General features: G+C 73.3%; 22 protein-coding genes and 1 pseudogene. 13 read left to right on the forward strand and 10 right to left on the reverse strand.

From position 1 onward, the window contains the following. The 3 genes and pseudogenes from QEZ54_RS17440 to QEZ54_RS17450 form a co-directional block, all read left to right on the forward strand. Window positions 1–196 (forward strand): annotated as a pseudogene (locus QEZ54_RS17440) (nucleotide sugar dehydrogenase); the annotation flags it as partial. Between the two features lie 145 nt (window positions 197–341). Beyond that, on the forward strand, window positions 342–1,481 hold the full coding sequence (manA, locus tag QEZ54_RS17445) for a mannose-6-phosphate isomerase, class I (protein ID WP_281305919.1): 1,140 nt from the start codon (window positions 342–344) through the stop codon (window positions 1,479–1,481). Between the two features lie 477 nt (window positions 1,482–1,958). Then, entirely contained in the window at window positions 1,959–3,239 is a 1,281-nt protein-coding gene (locus tag QEZ54_RS17450; protein WP_281305686.1) for a sporulation protein, read from the forward strand. 63 nt (window positions 3,240–3,302) lie between these two features. Here the strand turns inward: QEZ54_RS17450 and QEZ54_RS17455 are convergent, their stop codons facing one another. Continuing rightward, on the reverse strand, window positions 3,303–3,509 hold the full coding sequence (locus QEZ54_RS17455; RefSeq protein ID WP_281305687.1) for a DUF2277 family protein: 207 nt from the start codon (window positions 3,507–3,509) through the stop codon (window positions 3,303–3,305). Between the two features lie 35 nt (window positions 3,510–3,544). Between QEZ54_RS17455 and QEZ54_RS17460 the strand changes: the two genes are divergently transcribed. Then, window positions 3,545–4,417, forward strand: a complete 873-nt coding sequence (locus QEZ54_RS17460) for a hypothetical protein (protein WP_281305688.1) — start codon at window positions 3,545–3,547, stop codon at window positions 4,415–4,417. Window positions 4,418–4,617: 200 nt separating this feature from the next. Here the strand turns inward: QEZ54_RS17460 and QEZ54_RS17465 are convergent, their stop codons facing one another. Beyond that, window positions 4,618–5,613, reverse strand: a complete 996-nt coding sequence (locus QEZ54_RS17465; protein WP_281305689.1) for a helix-turn-helix domain-containing protein — start codon at window positions 5,611–5,613, stop codon at window positions 4,618–4,620. 92 nt (window positions 5,614–5,705) lie between these two features. Here QEZ54_RS17465 and QEZ54_RS17470 point away from each other — a divergent pair, with 92 nt between their 5' ends. The 3 genes from QEZ54_RS17470 (at window position 5,706) to QEZ54_RS17480 (ending at window position 10,778) form a co-directional block, all read left to right on the forward strand. Continuing rightward, the gene (locus tag QEZ54_RS17470) at window positions 5,706–7,016 is read left to right on the forward strand and encodes an MFS transporter (protein ID WP_281305690.1); all 1,311 of its coding nucleotides are present in this window, start codon (window positions 5,706–5,708) and stop codon (window positions 7,014–7,016) included. A 445-nt stretch (window positions 7,017–7,461) separates the two neighbouring features. Next, window positions 7,462–8,664, forward strand: a complete 1,203-nt coding sequence (locus tag QEZ54_RS17475; RefSeq protein WP_281305691.1) for a glycosyltransferase family 4 protein — start codon at window positions 7,462–7,464, stop codon at window positions 8,662–8,664. Window positions 8,665–8,666: 2 nt separating this feature from the next. After that, the gene (locus QEZ54_RS17480; protein WP_281305692.1) at window positions 8,667–10,778 is read left to right on the forward strand and encodes a glycogen debranching N-terminal domain-containing protein; all 2,112 of its coding nucleotides are present in this window, start codon (window positions 8,667–8,669) and stop codon (window positions 10,776–10,778) included. Here QEZ54_RS17480 and QEZ54_RS17485 read toward each other — a convergent pair. Next, on the reverse strand, window positions 10,746–11,498 hold the full coding sequence (locus QEZ54_RS17485; RefSeq protein WP_281305693.1) for a SigB/SigF/SigG family RNA polymerase sigma factor: 753 nt from the start codon (window positions 11,496–11,498) through the stop codon (window positions 10,746–10,748). The two genes, QEZ54_RS17480 and QEZ54_RS17485, sit on opposite strands and share 33 nt — an antisense overlap. A 174-nt stretch (window positions 11,499–11,672) precedes the next feature. On the opposite strand from QEZ54_RS17485, the gene QEZ54_RS17490 reads away from it, so the two are divergent. Further along, a complete protein-coding gene (locus QEZ54_RS17490) occupies window positions 11,673–12,155 on the forward strand; it encodes an 8-oxo-dGTP diphosphatase (protein ID WP_281305694.1) in 483 nt (160 codons plus the stop codon). A gap of 67 nt (window positions 12,156–12,222) precedes the next feature. Here the strand turns inward: QEZ54_RS17490 and QEZ54_RS17495 are convergent, their stop codons facing one another. Beyond that, window positions 12,223–12,903, reverse strand: a complete 681-nt coding sequence (locus tag QEZ54_RS17495; protein WP_281305695.1) for a hypothetical protein — start codon at window positions 12,901–12,903, stop codon at window positions 12,223–12,225. 306 nt (window positions 12,904–13,209) lie between these two features. Between QEZ54_RS17495 and QEZ54_RS17500 the strand changes: the two genes are divergently transcribed. Next, window positions 13,210–13,842, forward strand: a complete 633-nt coding sequence (locus QEZ54_RS17500; RefSeq protein ID WP_281305696.1) for a hypothetical protein — start codon at window positions 13,210–13,212, stop codon at window positions 13,840–13,842. A gap of 52 nt (window positions 13,843–13,894) precedes the next feature. Here QEZ54_RS17500 and QEZ54_RS17505 read toward each other — a convergent pair whose 3' ends face one another. Genes QEZ54_RS17505 through QEZ54_RS17515 form a run of 3 tightly spaced genes read right to left on the reverse strand, consistent with a single transcriptional unit; the run spans window position 13,895 to window position 17,126 of the window. Then, a complete protein-coding gene (locus QEZ54_RS17505; RefSeq protein WP_281305697.1) occupies window positions 13,895–15,079 on the reverse strand; it encodes an ABC transporter permease in 1,185 nt (394 codons plus the stop codon). Continuing rightward, the gene (locus QEZ54_RS17510; RefSeq protein ID WP_281305698.1) at window positions 15,076–15,792 is read right to left on the reverse strand and encodes an ABC transporter ATP-binding protein; all 717 of its coding nucleotides are present in this window, start codon (window positions 15,790–15,792) and stop codon (window positions 15,076–15,078) included. Before QEZ54_RS17510 ends, QEZ54_RS17505 begins: the two co-directional genes overlap by 4 nt. Further along, window positions 15,789–17,126: an efflux RND transporter periplasmic adaptor subunit gene (locus QEZ54_RS17515; protein ID WP_281305699.1), complete on the reverse strand. Its 1,338-nt coding sequence runs from the start codon at window positions 17,124–17,126 to the stop codon at window positions 15,789–15,791. The genes QEZ54_RS17510 and QEZ54_RS17515 overlap by 4 nt, the downstream gene beginning before the upstream one ends. Window positions 17,127–17,215: 89 nt before the next feature. Between QEZ54_RS17515 and QEZ54_RS17520 the strand changes: the two genes are divergently transcribed. Genes QEZ54_RS17520 through QEZ54_RS17530 form a run of 3 tightly spaced genes read left to right on the forward strand, consistent with a single transcriptional unit; the run spans window position 17,216 to window position 19,708 of the window. Continuing rightward, window positions 17,216–18,322: an AI-2E family transporter gene (locus QEZ54_RS17520; protein ID WP_281305700.1), complete on the forward strand. Its 1,107-nt coding sequence runs from the start codon at window positions 17,216–17,218 to the stop codon at window positions 18,320–18,322. Continuing rightward, on the forward strand, window positions 18,312–18,875 hold the full coding sequence (locus tag QEZ54_RS17525) for a hypothetical protein (RefSeq protein ID WP_281305701.1): 564 nt from the start codon (window positions 18,312–18,314) through the stop codon (window positions 18,873–18,875). The genes QEZ54_RS17520 and QEZ54_RS17525 overlap by 11 nt, the downstream gene beginning before the upstream one ends. A 2-nt stretch (window positions 18,876–18,877) precedes the next feature. Further along, window positions 18,878–19,708, forward strand: a complete 831-nt coding sequence (locus QEZ54_RS17530; protein ID WP_281305702.1) for a metallophosphoesterase — start codon at window positions 18,878–18,880, stop codon at window positions 19,706–19,708. A 29-nt stretch (window positions 19,709–19,737) separates the two neighbouring features. Here QEZ54_RS17530 and QEZ54_RS17535 read toward each other — a convergent pair whose 3' ends face one another. Beyond that, a complete protein-coding gene (locus QEZ54_RS17535; RefSeq protein ID WP_281305703.1) occupies window positions 19,738–21,798 on the reverse strand; it encodes an Hsp70 family protein in 2,061 nt (686 codons plus the stop codon). A gap of 221 nt (window positions 21,799–22,019) precedes the next feature. On the opposite strand from QEZ54_RS17535, the gene QEZ54_RS17540 reads away from it, so the two are divergent. After that, window positions 22,020–22,613, forward strand: coding sequence for a hypothetical protein (locus QEZ54_RS17540; RefSeq protein ID WP_281305704.1), 594 nt, complete (start codon window positions 22,020–22,022; stop codon window positions 22,611–22,613). Between the two features lie 54 nt (window positions 22,614–22,667). Here the strand turns inward: QEZ54_RS17540 and QEZ54_RS17545 are convergent, their stop codons facing one another. Both QEZ54_RS17545 and QEZ54_RS17550 read right to left on the reverse strand, forming a co-directional pair. Beyond that, entirely contained in the window at window positions 22,668–23,168 is a 501-nt protein-coding gene (locus tag QEZ54_RS17545) for a DUF3592 domain-containing protein (RefSeq protein WP_281305705.1), read from the reverse strand. Window positions 23,169–23,385: 217 nt separating this feature from the next. Next, on the reverse strand, window positions 23,386–25,800 hold the full coding sequence (locus QEZ54_RS17550) for a VWD domain-containing protein (RefSeq protein WP_281305706.1): 2,415 nt from the start codon (window positions 25,798–25,800) through the stop codon (window positions 23,386–23,388). Between the last annotated feature and the right edge of the window lie 186 nt (window positions 25,801–25,986).

Raw genomic sequence — 25,986 nt, forward strand, 5'->3', positions numbered from 1 at the left:
CTACGTGCAGCACTGGGACGTCAACGGCGTCGAGGTCCTGCGCGCCGACGACCTCGACGTCGCCGTGGCCGAGGCGGACCTGGTCATCCTCGTCCAGCAGCACCGCCAGTACGACGTGAACGCCCTGGCGGCCGCCTCGCGCGAGTTCTTCGACACCCGCGGCGTGACCACCGGCGACGACGCACACCGGCTCTGAGCAGCCAAGCTGTCCGACCGGCCGGGGCTATGGGCCTGCTCACAGCAGCAGGCCCGGCCCCGGCTTCCGCCTTGCCGACGCGCCCGCGCGGAATCTAGTGTCGCTCCCGGTCCGGTGCCGTGCCCGAGGAGTGTGAAGGTTGACGCTGTTTGCGCTGCGGTGCGCGGTGCGGCCGTACGCCTGGGGCTCGCGGGAGTTCATCGCCGCCATGCAGGGCCGGTCGGTGCCGAGCGCCGGGCCCGAGGCGGAGCTGTGGATCGGCGCCCACCCCGGCGACCCGTCGCGTGACGGCACCGGCCGGGGCCTCGACGAGCTGATCGCCCAGGCGCCCCGGGCGCTGCTGGGGGCGGCCGCCGACCGGTTCGGGGCGCGGCTGCCGTACCTGATGAAGGTCCTGGCGGCGGCCTCGCCGCTGTCCCTGCAGGCCCACCCGGACCTGGCCCGCGCCCAGGCGGGGTACGCCGCCGAGGACGCGGCGGGCGTCGCGCCGGACAGTGCCGAGCGCAGCTACGTCGACCGCAACCACAAGCCGGAACTGCTGGTCGCGCTCACCCCGTTCGACGCGCTGTGCGGCTTCCGGCCCGCGGCGCAGGCGCGGGAGCTGCTCGGCGCCGTGGCCGCACCCGCCGGGGTGCTGGCGGCGCTGGACGCGGGCGGGCCCGTCGCGGCGGTCGGGGCGCTGCTCGCGCTGCCCCGGGAGACCGCCGCCGCGGCGGCGGCGCAGGCGCTGGCCCTGGCCGACCGGCTGCCCGCCGCCGAGGCGGTGCTGGTGCGGCGGCTGGAGGAGGCGTTCCCCGGTGATGTCGGTGTGCTGGTGGCGCTGCTGCTGACGCACCTGACGCTGGCACCGGGGGAGGGGCTGTGGGTGCCGCCGGGGGTCATGCACGCGTACGTGCGGGGAGCCGGGATCGAGGTCATGGCGGCCAGCGACAACGTGCTGCGCGGCGGGCTGACCGGCAAGCACGTCAACGTGCCGGAGCTGCTGGCGGTGCTCGGGGACGGGTCGGCCGCCCCGGCGGTGATCGCGCCGGTCGAGATCGGTCCGGAGGTCACGACGTGGCCGGTGCCGGTCGACGACTTCGCGCTGCACCGGGTGTCGCCGGGCGGTCGGCGGTGCGAGCCGGGGCTGGACGGGGCCCGGGTGGTGCTGTGCGTGGCGGGCGAGCTGGTGCTCGGCGACGGGGCGGACGAGATCCGGCTCGGGGCCGGGCAGGCCGCGTTCGTGGCGGCGGGCACGCCCCTGGAGCTGACCGGCACCGGCACGGCTTTCGTCGCCTCCCGGTAGAAAGGGCTTCCCCGCCTCCAGGGTTGGCAGGGCTGGCGGAGCTGGCGGGGCTGGCGGGGCTGGCGGGGCTGGTCGTCCGGAGGAGATCGCTGTGCGCGGTCAGAAGGTGGGTTCAGAGGGCAGGTTCTGACCGCTCCGCGCGATCATCGTCTGGGTGATCGCGGTGCGCGGTCGGTATCCGGGGTTTCGGGCCGGGGCCGCGCACGGGACCGACCGGAGTCGGCGATCTCCAGGCCGAAGCTGCCCTGAGGCGAGGGTGAGGCACCGCGCTCACGCAAGTCGATGCACCGAGAGTGACCGCAGGTGGCGATCTCCGCCGCGCGGGGCCGGCGGCCGAGAACGTCGGCGACTGACCAGCGCGGCTCTCCTGGCAGCCCGGCACTCGCCGAGCCGCGGTCGGGCCCCGGTTCCGGGTTCATCGGGCGCGGGATGTGCCGGACTCGGGTTGGTTTGGGCTGGTTGGGTCATGATGGACGCATGGTGTTGCGACGGATCCTCAGCAGCCTGGGCTTCGGTGGTGTCGACGTCGACACCGTGCTGTCCACCCCGACCGCCCGGCCGGGCGGCCCGTTCGCCGGGCAGGTGCGGCTGCACGCGCGCGGCGCCGTCGAGCTCGGGGCGATCGAGCTGCTGGTGGTCGCGTCCAGCCCGGCCGGGTCGGGCGAGGTCGAGCTGGCGCGCTTCCCGGTCGCGCAGCGGCTGGAGCTGGCCGGGGGTGCGGGGCAGGCGGTCGGATTCCACCTGGTGCTGCCGTACACCGTGCCGGTGACGCTGGTGTACGGCCATCCGATGCCCGGCATCGGGGTCGGGGTGCGTACGCAGGTGAGCGTGGCGGGCGGGTCGGCCAAGACCGACTTCGATCCGCTGGGAGTGGAGCCGACCGAGATCCATCAGCGGGTGCTGGACGCCCTGGGCACGATCGGGTGCCGGTTCATCCGCAGCGAGCTGCGGCCCGGCCCGCAGGTGTGGCAGGCGATCACGTTCTATGCGCCCGTACCGGCAGGGCAGCCGGTGGGTCCGCACATCCCGCAGCTGCTGTTCGCCACCACCTGCGACCCCCAGGGCATGACCGTGTACGCCGAAGCCGCCGCGCGCCCCGGCCACGGCACCACGTACCGGATCAGCGGCGAGCAGGCGCGCGAGCTGGGTGCCGATACCGGCCGCTGGATCGAGGTGGTCGACGGCTGGGTGCGCGCGGCCCTCGCCGAGTTGGCCAAGGCACCCGCCGACCAGGGCTCGTTCATGCGGCCGCCCGCCGGTGCGCCGCCGGGGCAGCAGGGCTGGCCGCCGCCGCGCCACCCCAACAACGGCTACGCCTACTCGGGGTACGGCGGCCCGGGCGGTTACCGCTACGGCGGCTACCGGCCCGGGATGGGCGGAGCGGTAGCGGCCGGGCTGGGCGGTGCCGCGCTGGGCTTCCTCGGCGGCATGGTCGTCGGCGACATGATCCACGACGCGCTGACCCCGGACGTGACCGCCGACGCCGCCGGAGCCGCCGGAACGGACGCCGCCGGAGCCGATGCCGCCGGAGCCGGTGACGCGGCCGCGGGCGGTGACACGGCGGCGGGCGGTTACACGGCGGCGGGCCTGCAGGACGGCGCCGACCCGAACAACTACGAGGTCACCGGCGACGAGTTCGGCCAGGGCGGCTACGAGACCGACGGCTTCGGCGCGGGCGGCTACGAGCCGGGCGGGTACGACCCGGGCATGGACGACTTCGGCGACTTCGGCGGAGACTTCGGCGGCGGCGACTTCTGACCCGGGTTGGGAAGGGGCCCTGCTACTACGGAAAGCGATAAGAAGGGTCCCTTCCTTGCGGGGTCAGCGGCGGACCTGGAGGGTGGCGAGGAGGGTGGCGGTGGCGGCGGCGACGGCTGCCACGGCGTCGTCGAAGGCCTGGGCGTTGTGGGCGGCCGGGGCGCGGAAACCGGAGATCTTGCGGACGTACTGCAGGGCGGCGGCCTGCACGTCCTCCTCGGTGACGATCTCCTGGAACGGCGGGCGAAGGGTCTTGATGCTGCGGCACATGGCATCCATTGTCGCTCGCTGGGCATAGTGGGCTGGTGACCGCACCTGACCTCGCCACCGCCCGGCCCGCCTCCGCCCGGCCCGCCTCAGTGCGTGTGCTGGCGGCGCTGCTGGTGCTCACCGCGCTGGTCACCGCCGCGGTCGAGTGGCTCAACTGGTACTACGCCGAGGACGGCGGCTACGGGCTGTTCGTGCGTACCGGGTGGGCGCTGCTGCGGGCGCTGGGGTTCCTGGTGCTGATCTGGCACGTGTGGGCGGGACGGCCCGGCGCGGCGCCGTTCGGGCTGATCCTCGGCATGACCACGATCTTCTCGGTGGCGCGACTGGTCGTACCGAGGAAGGGTTATCCGCCGCTGCCCGGGATCATCGGGTTCGGCGTGGTCACGGTGCTGTGCCTGGTGGTCATCGCGCTGCTGTACCGGTCGGCGGGGGTCGCCGGGCATCTGCGCCGGCCGCGCGCCCGATGGGTGGTGGACCGCGACGGGATCAACCGCAAGGTGGTTCAGGCGCGGCCGCAGGTCGCCGGGTGGCTGCTCACGGCCCGGGTCGCGTCGTTCAGCTACAGCGCGCTGATGCTGGTGGCGTGCGCGGTCGCGTTCGGGCCGGTGCTCGACGGCAGGCTGGCGCAGCTGCCGCTGGTGCTGGTCTGGCTGCTGCTGGCCCTGGTGATCAGCTACGTGGCGCTGTTCGCCGCACCGTTCCTGCTCAAGGGCAAGGGGTGGGCCAGGCTGCTGCTCGTGGCTCTCACCATATTCGTCCTGGTGGTGCACCTGCCGCTGTGCTGGTGGCTACTGGGTGTGGACGGGCTGGTCCGCGACGGCGGCCCGCTGGTGGTGGCAGCCTTGCTCACCCTGTACGGCCTCTGGCGCTCCAGCCGCAACGGCCGCACCACCCCCGCCTCCGCCTGACCCCGCAGCACCGACGAGCGCCCAGTCCCGCCTGCGCCCCGCCCGCGCCCGCCAGCGGCCCCGCGCCCGCCCGCGGCCACGCGCCCGCGTCCGCGCCCGCGCGCTCGCCACGCCCCGCGCGCTGGCGGCGGGGCTGCAGTTCCGGGGAAAGTGCGCGAATCTTGGGCTCGATTTCGGCAGTTTCCCCGAAAATGCAGTGATCAAAGCGCGGAGGCGGGGGTGGGGGCCGTCGCGGTGGGGGTCGGGCGGAAGGTGCGGCGGTAGGCCAGCGGGGCGGTGCCGATGCTGGCGCGCAGGTGCTGGCGCATCGAGACGGCGGTGCCGAAGCCAGCCCGCTCGGCGACCTGGTCGACCGTCAGGTCGGTGCTCTCCAGCAGGTGGCGGGCGTGTTCGACGCGCTGGCCGGTGAGCCAGCGGCCGGGGCTCATGCCGGTCTCCTCGCGGAAGCGGCGGGTGAACGTACGCACGCTCATGTTGGCGTGCCGCGCCAGCTGCGGCAGGTCGAGCGGCTCGCCCAGGCGGGTCAGCGCCCACGCCCGGGTCGGTGCGGTGACGGCGTCCCCGGCCTGCGGCATCGGCCGCTCGATGAACTGCGACTGGCCGCCGTCGCGCCAGGGGGCCACGACGGTACGCCGGGCGGCCCGGTTGGCGACCTCGGCGCCGTGGTCGCGGCGTACCACGTGCAGGCACAGGTCGAGCCCGGCGGCCACGCCGGCCGAGGTGAGGATGTCGCCGTCGTCGATGAACAGCACGTCGGCGTCGAGGTGGACCTGCGGGAACAGGCGCCGGAACAGGTCGGCGTAGGCCCAGTGGGTGGCGGCGGGGCGGCCGTCGAGCAGCCCGGCGGTGGCCAGCGCGAACGCGCCGGTGCAGATCGACATCAGCCGGGCCCGCCCGGCGGCCGCGCGCAGCGCCACCAGCGCGGGGTGGTCGGTGGGCAGGTGCACGTTCTCGCGGTACAGGCCCGCCACGATGATGGTGTCGGCCCAGTCGAGCAGCTCCAGCCCGTGCCTGGGCACGATGTCGAAGCCGCCGCTGCTCTGCACCGTGGCCGCGCCCGGGGTGCAGACGCGTACCTCGTAGAGGCGGTTGCCGTCGGGGTCGGTGGCGGCGTGGAACACCTGCGTGGGGATGCCGAGGTCGAGGGCGACGACGCCGTCGAAGGCGAGTACGGCGATGCGGTGCGGCTGGCTCATACCCCCGATGATGCCACGCAGTGGCCTGATCTTTTCGTATGGTGGCATTCGGGCCACTGGTGGGCACCCCGGCGCGCTCGGATGATTGCCACGTGACATTGCTGGAAAGCCGCGTCAAGCGGGTCAGAAGTCAGAACGTCGCCTGGGCGGTGGCGGCGGTCGCATTGGTGGCGATCGTCGGCTCGGCCGGGTTCCGGGCCACCCCCGGGGTGCTCATCGAGCCGCTGCGGCAGGAGTTCGGCTGGTCGCGCGGCACCATCTCGGCCGCGGTATCGATCAACCTGGTCCTGTTCGGGCTCACCTCGCCGTTCGCCGCCGCGCTGATGGAGCGCTTCGGCATGCGCAAGGTCGTGGCGGCGGCGATGCTGCTGGTCGCCACGGGCAGCGGCCTGACCGTGTTCATGGACGCCAGCTGGCAGCTCATCCTCTCCTGGGGCGTACTGGTCGGGCTGGGCACCGGATCCATGGCGCTGGCGTTCGTGGCCACGTTCACCGGCCGCTGGTTCGTCAAGCGCCGCGGCGTGGTCACCGGCGTACTGACCGCCGGTGGCGCGACCGGCCAGCTGATCTTCCTGCCGCTGCTGGCGAACCTGGTCGCGCGGCACGACTGGCGCGTCGCCGCGCTGACCGTCGCCGGATCGGCGCTGCTGGTGGTGCCGCTGGTGCTGTGGCTGCTGCGCGACAACCCGGCCGAGCTGGGCGTCCTGCCGTACGGCGCCGACCCGGCCGAACCGGTGGCGCCCGCGCCCGTACCGACCGGGGCGGCCCGGCGAGCGCTCGGGGCGCTGCGCGACGCGGCCCGTACCAAGACGTTCTGGCTGCTCGCGGCCGGGTTCGCCATCTGCGGCGCGACCACCAACGGCCTGGTCGGCACGCACTTCATCCCCGCCGCGCACGACCACGGCATGCCCAGCACCACGGCGGCGGGGCTGCTCGCGCTGGTCGGCATCTTCGACATCGCCGGTACGGTGCTGTCGGGCTGGCTGACCGACCGGTTCGACCCGCGCGTGCTGCTCGGCGCGTACTACGGCCTGCGCGGACTGTCGCTGCTGGTGCTGCCGAGCCTGTTCGCGGCCGACCCGCACCCCAGCATGCTGGTGTTCGTCATCTTCTACGGGCTGGACTGGGTCGCCACGGTGCCGCCGACGATCGCGCTGTGCCGGCAGGCGTTCGGCGCGGCGGCGCCGATCGTGTTCGGGTGGGTGTTCGCGTCGCACCAGCTGGGCGCGGCGGCGGTCGCGTTCACGGCGGGGGTGGTGCGGGACCAGTCGGGGACGTACGCGGGGGCGATCTACGTGGCGGGGCTGCTGTCGCTGCTGGCCACGGGGTTGTCGCTAGCGGTACGCCGCCCCGGCGAAGCCCGCCCCTGGCGCCTGGCGCAAGCCGGCCAGGCAGGCGCTTGACAATGACGCTGGCCTATCTCGAGGAGTGACGGTCCTTGAGATAGGCCAACGTCGTTGTCTGGGGGTTGGAGATCACCGTCTGCGGTCAGATGCGGCCCGTGTACCGCATGAATCGACCCAAGTTGGTGATCTTCGGTGGCCCCCACGCGAAGATCGCACCCCAGACGAAAACCGGGCCTACCTCCGGGCGCCAGCCCCGCCTGCGGGTAAGGCGGTGCAGTTTCGGGGAAACTGCACGAATCGTGGCCCCGATTCCGGCAGTTTGCCCGAAACTGCAGCTCGCCCGTCGCCCGTCGCCCGTCGCCCGTCGCCAGGGGCTGGGCGGTCTGTGGCCCGGTTTGTTGATCACGGTGCCAGGGTGGCGACACGCCGTCGAACCCGACCTCAAGTTCATGATCAACCGGAATGAGGTGTGGGAGGGGGTGGGTGGGGGTAAACAGAAGTGGTGAGAACCACGCTGGTCAAGGGCGGTGACAGTACGCCCGAACATTTCGCCAGGGTGCAGAACACCCTGCTCGGCAGCGGGTCCGCACCGTTGCGGATCGCGATGGTGGCGCCGCCGTACTTCGACATACCACCCGCTGCGTACGGCGGCATCGAGGCCGTCATCGCGGACCTCAGCAACGCGCTGGTCGAACTCGGTCACAAGGTGACCGTGATCGCGGCCGGTCGGGACGGCACCCAGGCCCGGTTCTGGCAGGTCTGGGAGCAGGCCGTGCCGGAGCGGCTGGGCGAGCCCGGCCCGGAGATCATCTACGCGGCGCTGTCGCGCCGGGTGGTGGAGAACCTGGCGGCGGCGGGCGAGGTGGACGTGGTGCACGACCACACCTTCGCCGGCCCGCTCAACGCCCCGGCGTACGACCTGCTGGGGCTGCCCACCATCGCGACCGTGCACGGGCCGGTCGACTCCGAGCTGCGCGGCTACTACCAGACCCTGGACCGCGACCTGTCCCTGGTGGCGATCAGCCGCCGGCAGCGGTCGCTGGCGCCGGAGCTGAACTGGCTCGACACGGTGTACAACGGGCTCAATCCGCACGACTGGCCGTTCCAGGAGCGCAAGGGCGACTATGCGCTGTTCCTGGGCCGGTTCAACGCCGACAAGGGCGCGCATACCGCGATCGAGGCGGCGCACCGGGCCGGGCTGCCGCTGATCCTGGCGGGCAAGTGCGCCGAGCCCGAGGAGAAGGAGTACTTCGCCAAGGAGGTCGAGCCGCGGCTGGGCCCCGACGACCGGATGATCGGCGTCGCCGACGCCAAGCGCAAGCGCGAGCTGCTGACCAACGCTCGCTGCCTGCTGTTCCCGGTGCAATGGGAGGAGCCGTTCGGCATGGTCATGATCGAGTCGATGGTGTGCGGGACGCCGGTGGTGGCGCTGCGTGCCGGTGCCGTGCCCGAGGTCGTTGAGTCCGGTGTGAGCGGACTGATCTGCGATGACCCCGACGAGCTGCCGCAGGCGCTGGCCGACGTGGTGCAGCTGGACCCGCGGGCGTGCCGGGAGCACGTGGTGCGCGGGTTCAGCGCGACCCGGATGGCGGTCGGCTACGCGCGGGCGTACCGGGCGGCGCTGGCGCGGATGCGGCGGCCGCAGGCGGCGGGCAGTGACAGACCGCTGGCGATCCGGGCCGGCCGGCCCGCCTCGGGGCGGTGACCGTGACTAATCCCGCCCCCCTGAACGCCTCCGAGCCGGTGCCGCACGGCCAGGGCGAGGTCACCATCGTCGAAGGCACGACGTTCAGCATCTGCGCGCCCAACGGGGACATGAACCCGGGGGCCGCGCAGGGGCTGTTCTTCCGTGATACCCGCATCGTGTCGTGCTGGCAGCTGCGCCTGGACGGCCAGCCGCCGCAGCCGCTGCAGGTGGTCGACCGCGACGCGTTCGCGGCCCGGTTCATGCTGCGGCGCCCGCCCGCGCCGGGGCACGCCGACAGCAGCCTGCTGGTGGTGCGCGAGCGCATCGTCGGCCAGGGCATGCGCGAGGTGATCACGCTGGAGAACGTCGGGTACGAGCCGACGATGATCACCCTGGACCTGCGGGTGGAGACCGACTTCGCCGACCTGTTCGCGGTGAAGGAGGGCCAGATGGTCCCCTCGGTCACGCACGCCACCGCGACCGGGGTGAACCTGGTGTTCAGCCGCTCGGACAACTCGCGCGGGCTGCTGGTGCACGCCACCGGCGAGCCGACCAGCAGCCACAACGGGCTGAGCTGGCAGGCGGTCATCCCGGGGCGGGGCCGCTGGCAGACCGAGATCGAGGTGCACCCGGTGGTGGAGAGCCGCCGGATCGAGCCGCGCTTCCGCGACCATCCGGCCGCCGAGGACGCCGAGGCCGGGTCGTGGCGGCGGCAGGTGTCGGCGATCCGGGTGCAGCACGAGGGCCTGTCGCTGGTGCTGCGCCGCAGCGTGCGGGACCTGGACGCGCTGCGGATCTCGGTGTCGGACGAGGCGCGCCAGACGTTCGTGGCGGCCGGGGCGCCGTGGTTCATGACCCTGTTCGGGCGGGACAGCCTGCTCACCTCGTGGATGGCGCTGCCGCTGGACCCGGGGCTGGCCGTCGGGACGCTGTACACGCTGGCGGGGCTGCAGGGACGCAAGGTCGATCCGCGTACCGACGAGGAGCCGGGGCGGATCCTGCACGAGCTGCGGCTGGGGCCGGAGAGCGCGTCGGCGCTGGGCGGCTCGCACTACTACGGCACCATCGACGCCGGGCCGCTGTTCGTGGCGCTGCTGGGCGAGGCGTGGCGCTGGGGTGCGGCCGAGTCGGACGTGCGCGCGCTGCTGCCCGCCGCCGACGGGGTGCTGAACTGGATGCAGACCTACGGCGACCGCGACGGCGACGGGTTCGTCGAGTACAAGCGCGCCACCGACCGGGGCCTGTTCAACCAGGGCTGGAAGGACAGCTGGGACGGCATCAACGACGCGGCCGGGCGGCTGGTGGAGCCGCCGGTGGCCCTGGCCGAGGTGCAGGGCTACGCGTACGCGGCGTGGCGGGCGCGGGCGGAGCTGGCCGAGGCCTTCGGCGACCCGGCGTGCGCCGCGGCCTGCACCGAGCGGGCCGAGAAGCTGCGGGAACGCTTCGCCGAGGCGTTCTGGCTGCCCGACGACGGCTACTTCGCGGTGGCGCTGGACGGGCACAAGCGGCCGCTCGACGCGCTGACCAGCAATCCGGGCCACTGCCTGTGGACCGGGATCGTCTCCGACGAGCACGCCGCGGGGCTGGTGAAGCGGTTCGCCGGTGCGGACATGGACAGCGGGTTCGGGCTGCGCACGCTGTCGGACCGGATGGGCGCGTACAACCCGATGAGCTACCACAACGGCTCGGTGTGGCCGCACGACACGGCGCTGTGCATCGCCGGGCTGATGCGGTACGCGCACGTGCCGGGCGCGGTGGAGCTGGCGCACCGGCTGGCCGACGGCCTGATCGCCGCCGCGACGGCGTTCGGCGGGCGGCTGCCGGAGCTGTACTGCGGGTTCCCGGCGGACGTGTACAAGCCGCCGGTGCCGTACCCGACGTCGTGCTCGCCGCAGGCGTGGGCCAGCGCGGCGCCGCTGCTGATCGTCCGTGCGTTCCTCGGCCTGGACCTGGACGCGCCCCGCCGCAACATCACCCTGCGGCCGCGCCTGCCCGAGTCGTGGGGCACGGTCACCGTCGACCGGCTGCCGTTCCTGGGCGCGAAGCTGCGCATCAGCGCCAAGGGCACCGAGGCGGAGATCAAGGGCCTGCCCGAGCCGTCAGGGGTGGAGCTGGGCCTGGTCGCCGAGTGACGCGCGCAGCTGGGTGAAGCACCGGTTGAGCAGCCGCGACACGTGCATCTGGGAGAGCCCCAGCCGCTGCGCGATCTCGGCCTGGGTCAGGTCGTCGGTGAAGCGCAGCGCGAGCAGGTGCCGGTCGCGTACCGGCAGCGCCGCGACGGCCTGGCGGACCACGTGCTGGTCGGCCAGCGACTCCAGCCGGGCGTCGGCCTCGCCGAGCAGTTCACCCAGCTCGGCGAGGCTGCCGCCGGTGCTGACCATGCTGTTGAGCGAGCCGACCGCGTACGCGCTGGCGCAGGCCATGCCGGCGCGGATCTCGTCGGGGTCGCGGCCCAGGTGGGCGGCGAGGTCGCCGACCTGCGGGGTGCGCTGCAGCCGCTGGCACAGCTGCGGGATGGTCCGGTTGATCTCCAGGTGCAGCTCCTGGAGCCGCCGGTGCACGTGCAGGGTCCAGCCCCGGTCGCGGAAGTGGCGGCGCAGCTCGCCGAGCATGGTCGGCGCGGCGAAGCGTTCGAACCGTACGCCCTGGTCGGCGTCGAAGCGGTCCACCGACTTGATCAGGCCGACCAGGGCGACCTGGGTGAGGTCGTCCAGCTCCTCGCCGCGGTAGCTGAACCGGCGCGCGATGCGCCGCGCCAGCGGGATGGCGGCGTTGATGGCCTCGTCGCGGGCCTGCGCCCAGGCGGGGTCGTCGCGCGAGAACCGGCGCAGCCGGGCCAGCGCCGCCGACACGACCCGGTCGCGTCGCGCCGACCATCCGTCTGTAACGCCGTCCCCGTTCACTATGCGAATTTTATCCGTGTACGCCCCGGCCGCCGGATGATCCGCGGAGTTGCCCGGGAACCGGGCGTATCTTGTACCGGCATACGCCCGGCTCCGGGCGGCTCGGCTGATCAGGAGGGTTCGGTGCTCACACCGATCATCGCGACGCTGGCGTACGTGGTGGCGCCGGACGGGGGCAGCGTGCTGCTGCTGCACCGGGACAAGCGGCCCGACGACATCCACTACGGCAAGCACGTCGGGCTGGGCGGCCGGGTCGAACGCGACGAGGACGTGCTCACCGGCGTACGCCGCGAGGTGCACGAGGAGTCCGGGCTGGACGCGGAGCGGCTGTCGCTGCGCGGCACGGTGTCCTGGCCCGGGTTCGGCAAGCGCGGCGAGGACTGGTTCGGGTTCGTGTTCCGCGTCGACACGTTCACCGGCGTCGCGCACGAGGGCAACCACGAGGGCACGCTGACCTGGGTGCCGCTGGCGCAGCTGTACGACGTGCCGATGTGGGCCAGCGACCGGGAGTGGCTGCCCATGGTCTTCGACGCCGACCCGCGCCCGTTCCACGGCGTCATGCCGTACCGCGACGGCGAGATGGTCAGCTGGTCCTACGTACGCTGACCGCCGTGACCCCCGGCGACCTCGGCACCGCTCTGGTCTCGACACCAGGCCCGTGTTCTCGTGACCGTCAGGGCGTCAGCCGGGCGCCGTCCAGCACCACGACGGAGTCGGGCTTCTGGCACTTGAAACGCAGGCGGACGTAGTAGGCATCCGCCACTTTCGCCGCCAGCTGTGCCGGCTCACCGTCCTGCTCGCGCCACTGGACGGGAGGGGTCATGCCCTCGTCGCCGCCGCCGACCTTCCGGTCCGGCGGGTCCCGGAAGACGGTCAGCTCGACGGCCTGGTTCACGGGAAGAGGGTCTCCGTAGGCGCGCAATGCGCCCACCAGCGTCTTGGCGGAACCCGGCCGCTCGAACCTGATTTCGACCATCTTGTCATTGGTCTGGTTGCTGGGGCAGTGCACGGCAATCGGGTGGTCCAGTGGCGGCAGCCCGTCGGGGAGCCTGGCGAGGAGCAGGCCCGAGCCGGTTTCGACCGGTAGGTCGGTCAAGTAGACGCCGGACACCGGTACCGATCCGGCAGTGGAGGCGGCACCGGGCGTGTTCTGCGACGTGCCCGGCGCGGGAGCGGCGCTCGCTGCGGCGGCTGGGCTGGTCGGGTCGTCCGAGGCGGGACTGGTCGGGAAGAAGATCGACCAGGTCTGGGCCAGCGCGGCGATGACACCCACGGCGCCGACGATGAACGCACCGACGGCAGGCCACTTGACCTTGCGTCCGACAGGGTTCTCGGTGGGGGATGGCGCGGACACGGTGCTCCTGAGCGGTCACGGGAAGGACGACGATTTTCGCACGGATTCGTACAGGTGAGAATGGTCCCAGCGGAAGAGATATCCGACAAGACCGAGGATCTGACCTGTTGCGCTGCGAGGGCAGAATGCCGTCTTATGGCCGACTCCCTTCCTACGCCACCCGCGTCGCCGCAGCAACCATCCACACCGGACGTATCGGCCGACCGAACCGTCCCGATCAGCACCGCGCCCGCCGTCGCGGCACCGACCCCGGCTCCCGCCAAAGCCGCGCCGCGTGGCGGACGTGGCCTGGCCGCGCTGAGCCTCGTGATCTCGCTGATCGCGGCCGGCCTGTCCGGTGTCGCGCTGCTGCGTTCCGGATCCTCGGAGCCGGAGACCACCACCAACCCCGGTGGCGCGCAGAGCGCAGCGGCCAAGCCGGGCAACGACGCCCCGCCCGCCCAGCCGACGAACGAGACGGCTCCACAGGCCTCGCCCACGGCCGCGCTCGACGTGCTCAACCCGCAGGCGAGCTTCACCGTCGCCTACACGGTCCAGGAGCTCGTCCCGCAGGTGACCCGTGACGACCGGGCCTACATCGACCTGAACGAGCCCCGCGTCGTCAGCTCAGGCGGCGACACGGTCGACGTGAGCCTGTCCATGCCGTACAACGGCAGCGTGCCGACGATCCAGCTGGACGACGGCGTCGAGGCGGCGATCACGACCACCAGCAACCCGAATCCGCAGCCCGAGGACTGCCGGGAGGCCATCCGCACCAGCCCGGTCCCGCCGAGCGCGGCTACCGCCGCGCAGCGGCCGCTGGTGATGTGTGTCGCGACGTCGGCCAAGCAGGCCGCGAGCATCGGCCAGGCGCAGCTCATCGTGGTCATCAAGGTGACCGCGCTGTCGGAGGACGGGAAGGTCAGCATGCAGCTGACCGCCTGGAAGCAGCCCAGCTGAGACCGGCTCCGCGTACGGCCCGGGACCGGTGTCCCGGGCCGTACGCGTCTGCTCAGTCGGTGCGCAGTGCCACGACCGGGTCGAGCTTGCCCGCGCGCTGGGCGGGCACGACCCCGAAGGCGATGCCGACCCCGGCGGACACTCCGAACGCCAGCACCGCCGACCACCAGGTGACCACGGCGGGCACCGGGCTCAGCGCCCCGACGGCCAGCGACACCCCGACCCCGATGACGATGCCCAGGATGCCGCCGACCGAGGTGAGCAGCACCGCCTCCAGCAGGAACTGCAGCCCGATGTCGCGCGGGCGCGCGCCGACGGCCTTGCGCAGTCCGATCTCGCGGGTCCGCTCGCGTACCGACACCAGCATGATGTTGGAGACGCCGACGCCGCCGACCAGCAGCGAGATGCCCGCGATCGCGGCCAGTACGGCGGTGAGCACCCCCAGGATCTCCCCGAGCGCCCCCAGGATCTGCCCCTGGGTGACCGCGCTGAACTCGTCGTCGGGGTGGCGGCGGTGCAGCTCGGCGACGATGTCGCGGCCGAGGCTGTCGATACCGTCGCTGTCGGGCGCCTTGACCGCGAACGCGTCGATCCGGTTCGTGCCGATCAGCCGCTGCGCGGTGGTCAGCGGGATGTGCACCTCGTTGTCGCGGTCCACGCCCAGGCTCTGCCCCAGCGGCGCGAACACGCCGATGACCCGGAACCGGACCCCGGCGATGGACAGCTGCTGGCCGACGGGGTCGCGGGCGCCGTACAGCTGCCGGGCGACCTTGTCGCCGAGCACCGCGACCCGGCGGCCCGTGTCGACGTCGGTGCGGCTGAGGTACGTGCCGGTGCGCAGGTCGCGCAGGAACACCTTCGGCGTCGACTCCAGCACCCCGAGGACGCTGGTGAACATGGCGTTGTTGCCGGCGCGTACGTTCTCGCCGGAGGTCAGCGACACGGTGACCCGGTCGCGGTCGCCGACGACCTTCACGACCGCGTCGAGGTCGGTGCGGTCCAGTTTCGACACGGTCGGGGCGGCGTTGAAGTTGACCTGGCCGGGCACGACGATGAGCAGGTTCGAGCCCAGCCCCTCGACCTGCGCCTGGACCGCGTCGCGGGTGCCGGTGCCCAGCGCCACCAGGATCACCACCGCGCCCACGCCGATGACCATGCCCAGCATGGTGAGCATGCTGCGCAGCCGGTTGGCGCGCAGCGCGTCCAGCGCCACCCGCCACGCCTCGGCGAACCTCACGGCGCCACCTCTCCGGCCGGGGCGGCGCTGTCGGACAGCACCAGCCCGTCGCGCATCACGATCTGCCGCCGGGCCCGCGCGGCCACCTCGCGGTCGTGGGTCACCAGCACCACCGCCACGCCCTCGTCGGTGTTGAGCCGCTCCAGCAGCTCCAGCACCGCCGCGCCGGTGGCGGAGTCGAGGTTGCCGGTGGGCTCGTCGGCCAGCAGCACCACCGGTTCGGTGACCAGTGCGCGGGCGATGGCCACGCGCTGCTGCTCGCCGCCGGACATCTGGTTGGGGCGGTGCAGCATCCGGTGGCCGAGGCCGACCCGTTCGAGCATCTGGGCGGCCCTGGCCCGCCGCTGCCTGGCGCCCAGGCCGCGGTAGACCAGGGGCAGTGCCACGTTGTCCAGGGCGCTGGTGCGGCCGAGCAGGTGGAACGCCTGGAACACGAAGCCGATGGTGGCGTTGCGCAGGTGCGCCATCTCGCCCGGGTCCAGTCCGGACACGTCGCGGCCGCCGATGCGCAGGGTGCCCGCGGTGGGCTGGTCGAGGCCGCCGAGCAGGTGCATCAGCGTCGACTTGCCGGAGCCGGACGGGCCGACGATGGCGACGTACTCGCCGTCGGCGATGGTGAGGGTGACTCCGCGCAGCGCGGGCACGTCGACGCCGTCCAGGGCGTAGGTGCGCTCGACTCCGACGGCCTCGATGGCGGGGACGCCGCCGGTCACGGCAGCCTGTCCCCGGCGGTGACGCGGTCGGCGCCGCGTACCACCACCTGCTCGCCCTCGCGCAGGCCGTCGGTGATCTGCAGGGTGTCGGTGCCGGAGACGCCGACGGTGACGGGTCGGCGTTCGGCGGTGCCGTCGGCGGTACGGACCCAGACCGTGTCGCGGCCGTCGGCGGTGAACACGGCCGAGGCGGGCACGGTGACCGTGTCGGCGGCTTCGCGCACCCGCAGCCGGGCCACGGCGCTCATGCCGGGCCGGGGCGTCGGCGCTCCGGCGGGCAGCGCGCCCAGCGACAGGTGCACCCGGTAGGCGACCGCGCCGCGGCTGTTGGCCGTGGGCAGCACGTCGATCGCGGTGACTGTGGCCGGGTAGGCGACTCCGGGCGCGGCGTCGAGTTCGGCCTCGGCGGCGATGCCGGTCTCGACCAGCAGGATGTCGGTCTCGTCGACCTCGGCGACCAGGCCCAGTTCGCTGGTGTCGACGATGGTGACGATCGCGGTCCCGGCCGACACCGGTGCGCCCACGGCGGGCACCCCGGCCACGCCGGCGGGCACCGTCGTGCCGCCGCCGGATGCGCCGGTGCCGCCGCCCAGGCCGCCGAGCAGGCTGGTCAGGTCGGGTGCGGCCGCGGCGGTGGAGGTGCCGCCGAGCTGCACCACACCGGAGATCGGCGCGCGCAGGGTCAGCGCGTCCACAGTCGACTTCGCCAGGTCGTACGCCTGCTGCGCCTGCAGTTTCTGCGCGGCGCCGAGCGCCTTCATCGCGGAGCCGAGCGAGGCCACCCCGCGCTGCACCGCCCCGGCGGCGTCGGCGACGGCGGCCGAGGCCTGACGGTAGCTGCGCTCCCCGGCGGTGATCTGCGCCAGCAGCGCCTGGCGGGCCTGCTCGTCGGCGATCTGCCCGGCCGCCGTACGGGCCTGGGTGAACGCCTCGGCGGCCGATTTGTCGAGGTGGCGCTGGGCGCCGCGCAGGTCGATCGAGGGGCTGCCGCCGCCGGAGCGCCGGGCCGCGTCGAGGGCCTGCCTGGCCTGGGCGAGCCGCGACTGCGCGGCGGGGGCGGCGATCACCGCGAGCACCTGGCCCCTGGTCACCTGCTGGCCGGGTTTCACGGCGAGCCTGGCGAGGGTACCTTCGGCGGGTGCGGTCAGGGTCGCGGCCGCGCGGGCGGTCACCGCGGCCGGGGCGTCGACGACCTCGGTGACGGTGGCGCGGCCGACCGCGGCCAGGGTCACCTCGGGGGCGTCGTCGCAGGAGGCGGCGGACAGCGAGACGGTCAGCAGCACCGTGCCCAAGAGCAGGGTGGGCCGGGCGGATCGGTGCAGAAGGGGTCGCACCAGGGCGATGGTAGCCAGCGCGGGCTGCCGATGGCCATACTCAGGTGGCTCAGTTCACCGTCCGAAGTGGCGGTTCAGGGAGGTCGAGGGTGGACAAGCAGTTGCCGTCGCCGCGGCGGTCGGTGTTCGCGACCGGGTTCGTGGGCGGGCTCGGGCTGGTGTGCGCGGTGGTGCTGGCGCTGGCCGTACGGGAGGCGGCGTCGATCCTGCTGCTGATCCTGGTGGCGCTGTTCCTGGCGATCGGCCTGCACCCGGCGGTGGCGTGGCTGCAGCGGCGCGGGCTCAACCGGGGCCTGGCCGTGACCCTGGTGGCGCTGGCGGTGACCCTGCTCGGGTGCAGCGGCATCGTGGCGCTGGTGCCGCCGCTGGTGAACCAGTCCGACCACCTCGTGGACGCGATCCCCACCTACCTCGACAAGATCGGCAAGGATCCGCAGCTGGCGGAGTTCCTGGCCCGCTACGACCTGGTGGACCGGCTGAAGTCGGCGGCCACGCCCGAGACGCTGGGGCAGGCGCTGTCCGGGGTGTTCGGCGGGGTGCTGCTGTTCTTCGGACTGATCTTCAACATCGTCACCGCGGCGGTGCTGACCATCTACTTCCTGGCCGCCTGGCAGCGGCTGAAGGCGGGCTTCTACCGGCTGTTCCCGGCGCACCGGCGCGAGCAGGCGCAGGTGGTGGGCGACGAGATCTTCGACAAGTTCGGGGCGTACCTGCTGGGCTCGCTGGCGATCGCGCTGCTGGCCGGGGTGTTCTCCTTCGCCTTCTTCCTCATCGCGGGCGTGCCGTACGCGTTCGCGCTGGCGTCGGTGGTGGCCGTGTGCGACCTGATCCCGCAGATCGGGGCGATGCTGGGCGCGATCGTCGGCGTCATCGCCGGGTTCGCCGTCTCCATCGAGGTCGGCCTGGCCTGCATCGTCTTCTTCATCGTGTACCAGCAGATCGAGAACTGGATCATCGCGCCGCGGGTGATGAAGCGCTCGGTCGACATCTCCGACCTGGCGGTGATCCTGTCCGCGCTGGTCGGCGCGGTGCTGCTGGGCGCGGTCGGCGCGCTCATCGCCATCCCGGTGACCGCCGCGCTGCAGCTGATCCTGCGCCGCATCATCCTGCCCCGCCTCGACCAGGCCGGGATCATCGACGCGCCGGTCGAAGAGGAAGCAAGCCGACAGCCCGAAGAAGTGCCCGATGCTGTATGACTTCCCCATGACGAACGGCTTCCTCGCCCCCGCGCCGTCCACTGCCGACACCGACCCGGCCGCCCGGCTCGCCGAGTCGGCCCGCGGCTGGCACGGGATGCAGCTCGGCGTGCTCGGCTTCATCGGCTTCTGCGGCGTGCTGCGCATGGGTGAGGACAGCGCCGGGCCCGAGTGGATGTCGTGGCTGGCGCTGCTGATGACGGTGGCCTCGTTCGTCACCGCGCTGTGGTCGATCGTCAAGGTGGGCAAGGTGGCCTGGCCGACCGGTGACGCCCCGGCCGAGCCGGTGTCGCTGGGCGCGCAGCTGCGTGCGGGCATCCGGACCACCATCGCGTCGGTGGCGATGATGGCGGTGGCCGGGCTGACCGCGTGGTGGCCCGCGACGGCGGCGCCGTCGGTGGAGCTGGAGTTCGGCAACGGCGCCACCGCCTGCGGCGTCGTCACCGACGGCGCCCCGCCGCGGACCCTGTGGCTGAGCACCGACAGCGGGGTCACCCTGCCGGTGCCGGTCGAGGCGATCGTCACCATGCGCCCGGTCTCCAGCTGCGCGTAGCGGTGGCACGCGGCGGCAGGGCGCCTGCCGAGCCCGTCCGGGTCCTGGTGGTCGGCGACGTGCACGGCGAGTTCGAGCTGCTCGCCGAGACGGCGGCGGCTGTCCGCGCCTCACTCGGCCCGCTCGACGCCATCCTGGCGGTCGGCGACGTCGAACCCAACCGGGACGAGGCCGACGCGGCCGGGGTGCACGCGCCGGCGAAGTACCGCAAGCTCGGCGACTTTCCGCTGCTGGTGGAGGGGCTGCTCGAGCTGGGGGCGCCGCTCTACTTCATCGGCGGCAACCACGAGCCGTGGCCCGCCCTGGACGAGGCGGGTCCCGGCTGGTGGAGCGACGGCGTCTACTTCCTGGGCCGGGCGGGTGTCACCGAGATCGCCGGACTGCGGGTGGCGTTCCTGTCCGGCATCCACTCACCCCGCGTCACTGACGCGCCCCGGGCACGCCGGGACACCATCAAGGACTGCGCCTACTACACCGCCGACGAGGTGCGGCAGGTGGGCCGGACCGCGGGCCGCTCCGGCCAGGTCGACCTCCTGCTCACCCACGACTGGCCCGCCGGCATAGCCGAACCGCAGCGGGGCGGCCCGGTCGGCCGTCCGGAGCTGCGCTCGCTGTGCGAGAGCCTGCGGCCGCGCTGGCACTTCTGCGGCCACATGCACCAGCGGCACCGGGCGCTCGTCGGCCCGACGGAGGTCGTGTGCCTGGGGCACATCAGCAGCGGACCGCAGGCGCTGGCCGTGGTCGAACGGGGCGAGGACGGGCAGCTGCGGCTCATCGAACACGTCCTGGGTGCGCAGACCGCCCCGCACCGCTGGGTCAGACCCGGCGGGTGACCTGAGCCCGGTCTCCGGGCAGGGCGGCGTCACACCTGCCAGACGTCCACGCAGCTGGTGTCGGCGGCACTCCACCGGGCCAGCAGGTGGTGGCCGTCGGCGCTGAACGCGGTCCGGGCCGAGCCGACCGAGCCGAGGTCGGTGCGGAAGACCTCCTCGGCGCTGCCCGTCTCGTGCAGCCATACCGCCGTGCCGGCCGAGTTGCGGGCGGTGCCCGCGCGCAGCCGCCCGTCCGGGCTGTCGCACTGGGCGGCGAACCCGTCGGTGGTGCTGTGGTCGGTGTAGCCGGCGTAGCGGCGGTGCAGGTCCTCGCCGACCATCTCCTCCAGCACCGTGCCGGTCGACAGGTCCCACATCGTCGCCACGTCGCGGACGTACCGGCCGACGTGGACCTTGCGGTCGGCTTCGGCGATCAGGCGCCACTGGCCCTCGTGCACCAGCACCTGCACCGGCCGGTTGTTCGCCGCGGCCTTGAACTGGGCGGTGAGCTGCCCCGAGTGCACGTCCCAGACGGAGAACCGGCCCTGCGGGTCCCAGGAGACCAGCGCCAGCCGGTCGTCCGGGCCGACGAACACCCGGCCCCGGCTGTCCGGGCTCGCCCCGAACGGGCGCACCTCGTTGACGACCGCGCCGGTCGAGATGGCCCGCATCCGCACGTACGCCCCGGAGCGCTCGCACTCCACCAGCAGCTCGTGGTCGGGCGTCAGCAGCCAGTCGCCCGCGACGCGCATCTGGTGCCGCTTGGCGGCCCGGTCCCCGGCGATCACCTTCACGGTACGGGCCATCGCCGCGATCGCGTCGGAGGTCAGCACCGCGCCGGGGGCGATCCGCTGCTCCACCAGGATGCCCTCGCGCACCGCGGTCAGGTCGTAGACGCGGTCGTCGGCGGCGCGGACCTGCGCCAGGGCCGCACCCGGCCCGTACTGCTGGCCCTGCCCGACCAGCCACCGCACCAGCCGGGCCCGCCCGTCGGGCACCTCCCAGGTCAGCGGCTCCATCCGCCAGGTGGCCGCGTTCGCCGCGATCCGGCGCGAGCCCACCCGGCCCGCCCACCGGGCCGCGCCCCGGATCACGGCCAGCTCCGGGTCGGTCGGCTGCCACAGCGGCCGCTGCAGGTCCCCGCGCAGCGCCGCGCGCGCCACCGGCAGCCGGGAGGCCCCGCCGACCAGCAGCACCCCGGTCACGTCGTTGAGGGTGAACCCGGCGCGGGCCACCACCGCGCGGCAGCTGGCGATCAGCCACCGCAGCGCCGGTTCGGCGAGCCGCTCCAGCCCGGCCCGGCTCATCCGGTACGCCGGGGCGTGCGGGGAGATCCGGTCGGTGACCTCGTCGGTCTCCGACAGGCGGTGCTTGACCGAGCGGACGAAGTCCGCCGCCGCGAACCTGGCCAGCAGCCCGGTCTCCCCGCCCGCGTGCAGCGCCGGCGCCAGCCACTCGTGCAGCGCCGCCCGCAGGTCGTTGACCAGCAGCAGGTCGAAGTCCTGGCCGCCGCCGGAGCTCTCCTGGCCCAGCACCACCGGATGCTCGCCGTCGACCCGGGTCAGCGCCACCGACCAGGAGGCGCCCAGGTCGCATACGAGCAGCAGCGCCCCGTCCGGGAAGTCCCCGTGCGTGTAGGGGTCGACCACCGCCGACACCGCGTCGCCGACCAGCTCCGCGTCCGGGAACCCGGCGTCGGCGGCCAGCGCGAGCAGCTGCTGGCGGCGCGGATCCTGCGGCCCGTACGCGGCCGGGGCGGTCAGGGCCAGCCGCTCGACGGGCTGCCCCATCCGCTGCTCGGCCTCGGCCCGCAGCACCTTCAGGTACGCCGCCAGCACCTCGGTCGCGGCGACGGTGCGGTCACCGAGGTGGATCGGCTCGCCGGTGTCCAGTGCCTGGCGCGGTCCGGCGGCGAACCAGCGCGGCAGCAGGTCGCGCCGCTGCACCGCGGCCGTGCCGACGACGAGGCTGTCGCCGTCCAGGCACACGGCCGAGGGCCAGCGCATGGCGCCGGTGACCGGGCAGGGCACCGGATGGACGTCGGTGCCGGCGACGACCGCCGCCGTCGTCTGGTACGCGCCGAAGTCGACCACCAGGATGGGCTGGGTCATCGTGGACTCCCTGCTCGTGCTGCACCGAAGGTCGACACCGCTGTCAGGCGCGTTGATGGACGCCGATGCTATCGAGCGGCTGTTGCCGGGCGGTTAACCTTTCGGGCATCCGGGTTAAGAAATCGGGGGAGCTAAGGGTGTACCCCCGGGCCGGGGTTCGGGGTGGCGGCCGGGGTGCCACCCGATGGTGTGCCCGCCGCGGTTCCGGCAGGTTGGGAGGCATGACCGACCAATCGCGACTGACTCGTACCGCACTCGTCTGGGCGCCGCTGCTGTGGCTGGCCGGATGGGTCATCATGCGCTGGAAGGGGCATCTGGGCCCCGGTGCGGCCTGGACCGCCGCGCACTCCGTCTGGGTCGTCGCGTTCGCGCTGTTCGCGGTGGTGGCGGTGCACCTGTACCGCAGGCTGGACGGCTCGGTGCGGGTGCTCGGCGGTGTCAGCGCGGCGATGAGCCTGTTCGGCGCGGTCGCCATGATCGGGCAGATGGGCATCGACCTCTGGTCGGGATTCGGGGCGGCGGACAAGGCCGCCATGGGCGAGCGCGCCGACCAGGCGATGTCGCTGCCGGGGGTGGACCTGGTGCTGTACCAGGTGGCTCCGGCGCTGCTCTACTTCGGCCTGCTGCTGCAGCTGGTGCTGCTGGCGGCGCGGCGGAAGGCCGGGTGGGCGGCGCCCGCGCTGGTCGCGCTGGGCATCGTGCTGGTGCTGGTCGGCCGGGGTGTCGACGGGGTGCGGCTGCTGGAGGGGCTCGGTTCGGTGGCGATCTGGGGTGCGCTGGCGCCGCTGGCCCGCCGGGCGCGGCACCAGGTCTGAGGGGTACGTCCCGACGGGTACTGCCGGCAGCCGGTCCGGCAGCGCCCGTCGGGCTCAGCGAGGCATCTTGCCGGAGGACAGGACGTCGTTGACCGCGTCGGAGATGGACTTGGCCACGTCGGGCAGGAAGACCGAGACGACGGCGACGGCCAGGACGAGGAGCAGCAGCAGGCCGAGGCAGCCGCCGCAGCCGCTGCTGACGCTGGACCTGCGGCCCGGCAGCGGCACGAAGCCGTCGGACTGGTCGTAGCGGACGTCGACGTGGTCGCCCTGCCGGAACTGGCCGTCGAGCCGTACGGTGCGGGGCTCGCCCCAGTGCGTGGTGTAGGCGGCCTCGGCGTGGTGGTCCGTGGTGGTGTGCATGCCGCCGTCGGCGGTGTGCTGCGTGTGCGTGGTGGTCCAGGTCCGGGTGACGGTGCCCTGGGCGGACCAGCCGCTGGACTTGACGCGCCGGCGCCGCAGGAGTTCGTAGATCAGGTAGAAGAACACACCCGCGCAGGCGAGGGCGACGACGAGGCCAATGATTGCGCCCAGGTCCGCGGCATCGAAATCCATCACGCGAGTGTATGGAGCCGCCGCCGGGCCCGTGAGTCGGCAAAGATCCCGTTCGCGGCTCCGTTGAGCCGATGCGGCTGCCGGGGCGGCCGTAGCCGGACCAGGCAGGGCGGCCGAGATCGTCGTTCGCGGTCGTTCGGCCCGGTGAGCAGCCGTCGAACGACCGGAGCCGATGATCTACGCAGGAAGATCACCGGCTCCGGTCAGGACGCGGGGGCTACGGGGCGGTGATGGTCAGGGTGTAGGTGCCGGTGCGGTAGTGGATCACCGAGCCGTTGCCGCCGGACAGGACCAGGCGGTACGTGCCGGCTGACGGTGCGGTGAAGGTGTGCTTGCGGCAGCCGCCGTTGCCGATCCACTGGTCGAACACCTCGGCGCCGTCCGGGCCGTACACGGTGGCGGTCAGGTCCATGCCGCAGCCGCCGGGGTTGCCGTCGCCGGTGATGGCCGCGACGTCGAGGACGAGCTGCTGCCCCGCCGTGGCGGTGAAGCGCCACTCGTCGCTGCCCAGCACCGCCTCGATCCTGCCGTTCACCTTGGTGCCGGGCTTGAGCGGGCGCACGTCCGGTGCGGGCACGTCGAGCACCGCGAACGTGTACGTGCCGGTGCGGGCGTGGATGACCGAGCCGTCGCCGCCGGTCATGACGACCCGGTAGGTGCCGGCGGCGGGTGCGGTGACCGGGTAGGCGTGGCAGCCGCCGTTGCCGATCCACTGCTTGAACAGCTCGCTGCCGTCGGGTGCGTACACGCGGGCGGTCAGGTCGAGTCGGCAGCCGCCGGGGTCGCCGTCGCCGGTGATGGCGCTGACGTCGAGGGCGAGCGTCTGCCCGGCGGCGGCGGTGAACCGCCACTCGTCGGCGGCGAAGCTCGACTCGATCTTCCCGGTGGCCTTGGTGCCGAGGGTGAGCGGGGCGACCGTCGGGTCGGGCACGTCGACGATCCGGAACTCGACCGTGCCGGTCTGCGCCTTGATGACCTGGCCGAGCCCGCCGAGGAAGACCAGCTGGTACGTGCCGTCGGCGGGTAGCGTGACCGGCCCGAAGGCCTTGCCGCAGCCGCCGTTGCCGATCCACTCGCGCCACAGTTCGGCGTGGTCGGGCCCGAGCAGCAGCGCGTCCACGTCGAAGCCGCACTTGTCGCCGGGGGTGCCGGGGGTGATCGCGCCGATCTCGACCGCGATCCGCTGCCCGGCCCGCCCGGTGACCGTGTACGCGGCCCCGGCGAGCCGGTGCTTGAGCGCCGCGGTCTGCTGCTGCCCCAGCTCGATCGCGCTGACCGTGATCGACTGGTGGGCGGCGGCGTCGGCGGCGAACGCCGGGTCCTTGGTGGTGGCGACGTCGAGGACGCAGCCGGCCAGGACGTCCTCGCGCAGGACCCCGGCGGCGCGGCAGATCTTCTCGGCGTCGGCGCGCTCCTGCGCGGTCAGCATGCCCGCGTCGCTCAGCTGGTGCGGGTACGTCCGGTCGGTGAACTTCTCGGTGCTCTCGCCGCTCAGGTAGTCGAACAGGGAGTCCTGCTGCGTGATGCGCCAGGTGTCGCCGTACCGGTCGTAGAGCGACTCGCGGGTGTCGGGGGACACCGGCTCGGTGCCGCCCTGCGGCCGCAGGTCGTTCTTGAGGGCGCCGTCGAAGTCGCCGAGCAGCCCTTCCAGCCTGCCCGCGCGGGTCGGTGCGGGGGCGATCTGAGTGCTCATGAAGTAGGTGCCGCGGGTGACGGTGACGACCGTGCCATCGGCGAGGGTGAGCTTGAGCCCCTCGGCGGACGCGCTGGCGGTGGCGCCGCCGACGGCGACCTGGCCGGTGACCGGCTGTCCGTCGACGAGGACGCCGCGCTGGGCGTCGTAGACGGCGACGCGGTGGCCGCCGGTGCGGATCGCCACGGCGGTGGTGATCGAGACGTTCGGCCCGAACAGGCCGGTCGGCGGCTGGTAGCGGGTCTGTACCGCGAAGTCGTCGGCGGTCGAACGGGTCAGCACGAACTCGCCGACGGCCTGGAAGTCGTAGCTGTACCCGTCGAAGGTGAGCAGGTGCGGGTCGCCCACCGAGTGCCCCGGCCGGGCCGGGACCTGCTGCGCGGGCGCGGCCGGAGCCGACGCGCCCGCCGAGGGCCGCTGCGACGGCTGGGCGGCGGCGGGGTCGGCGGGCCGGTGGGCGAGCACGTACCACAGCACGCCGCCGATCAGGACCAGCAGCCCCAAGCCGAGCAGGACGGGCAGCAGCACGGTTCCGGCGGCGGCACCGGCCGCGACCCCGGCTCCGGCGGCGGCTCCGGTCCCGGCCGCGCCTCCGGCGATGAGTTCGCCCGCGACCAGGGCACCGGTCGCGACGGTGGCCGACGCCATCCGCGCTGCGGTGTCGTCGCCCGGATCGGGCCCTTCGGGAGCCGGCTCGCCCTCGGCGGGCTCCGGCTCGACCGGCTGGTTGTCGATGTTGACCTTGGCTCGGCCGTACGACTCGCGCGCCTGCTGCTCGACCTCGAACGCCCCTTCCTGGGGCGGTGCGGCCGTCTCGGGCTTCGGGGTCTCGGGGATCGTCTCGTCGACCTCGGGCGGTGGTTTGGGCTGGTGCGGCTTGTTGCCCGGGTTGTTGGAGAACTGCCCCGAGTGGGGGTCGACCGGCCCGATGCCCGTCACGACCGAACCTGCGCTTCGCGCCGCATGAAGAGTCCTCCCACCAGGAGTTCGTCCGAACCGCGTGACGCTATCCCGGTGCGGCTGCGCCGACCATCCGGTGTCCGGAGGGTGACCCCGGGTCACCGGCCGACCGAGCTGCACTCGATCGGACCGCCGGATCTGGACGAGTCGCCCACCCCGGGTCCG

It is taken from the genome of Catellatospora sp. KI3 (genome assembly GCF_029948125.1).
In the GTDB taxonomy this organism is placed as follows: Bacteria; Actinomycetota; Actinomycetes; order Mycobacteriales; family Micromonosporaceae; genus Catellatospora.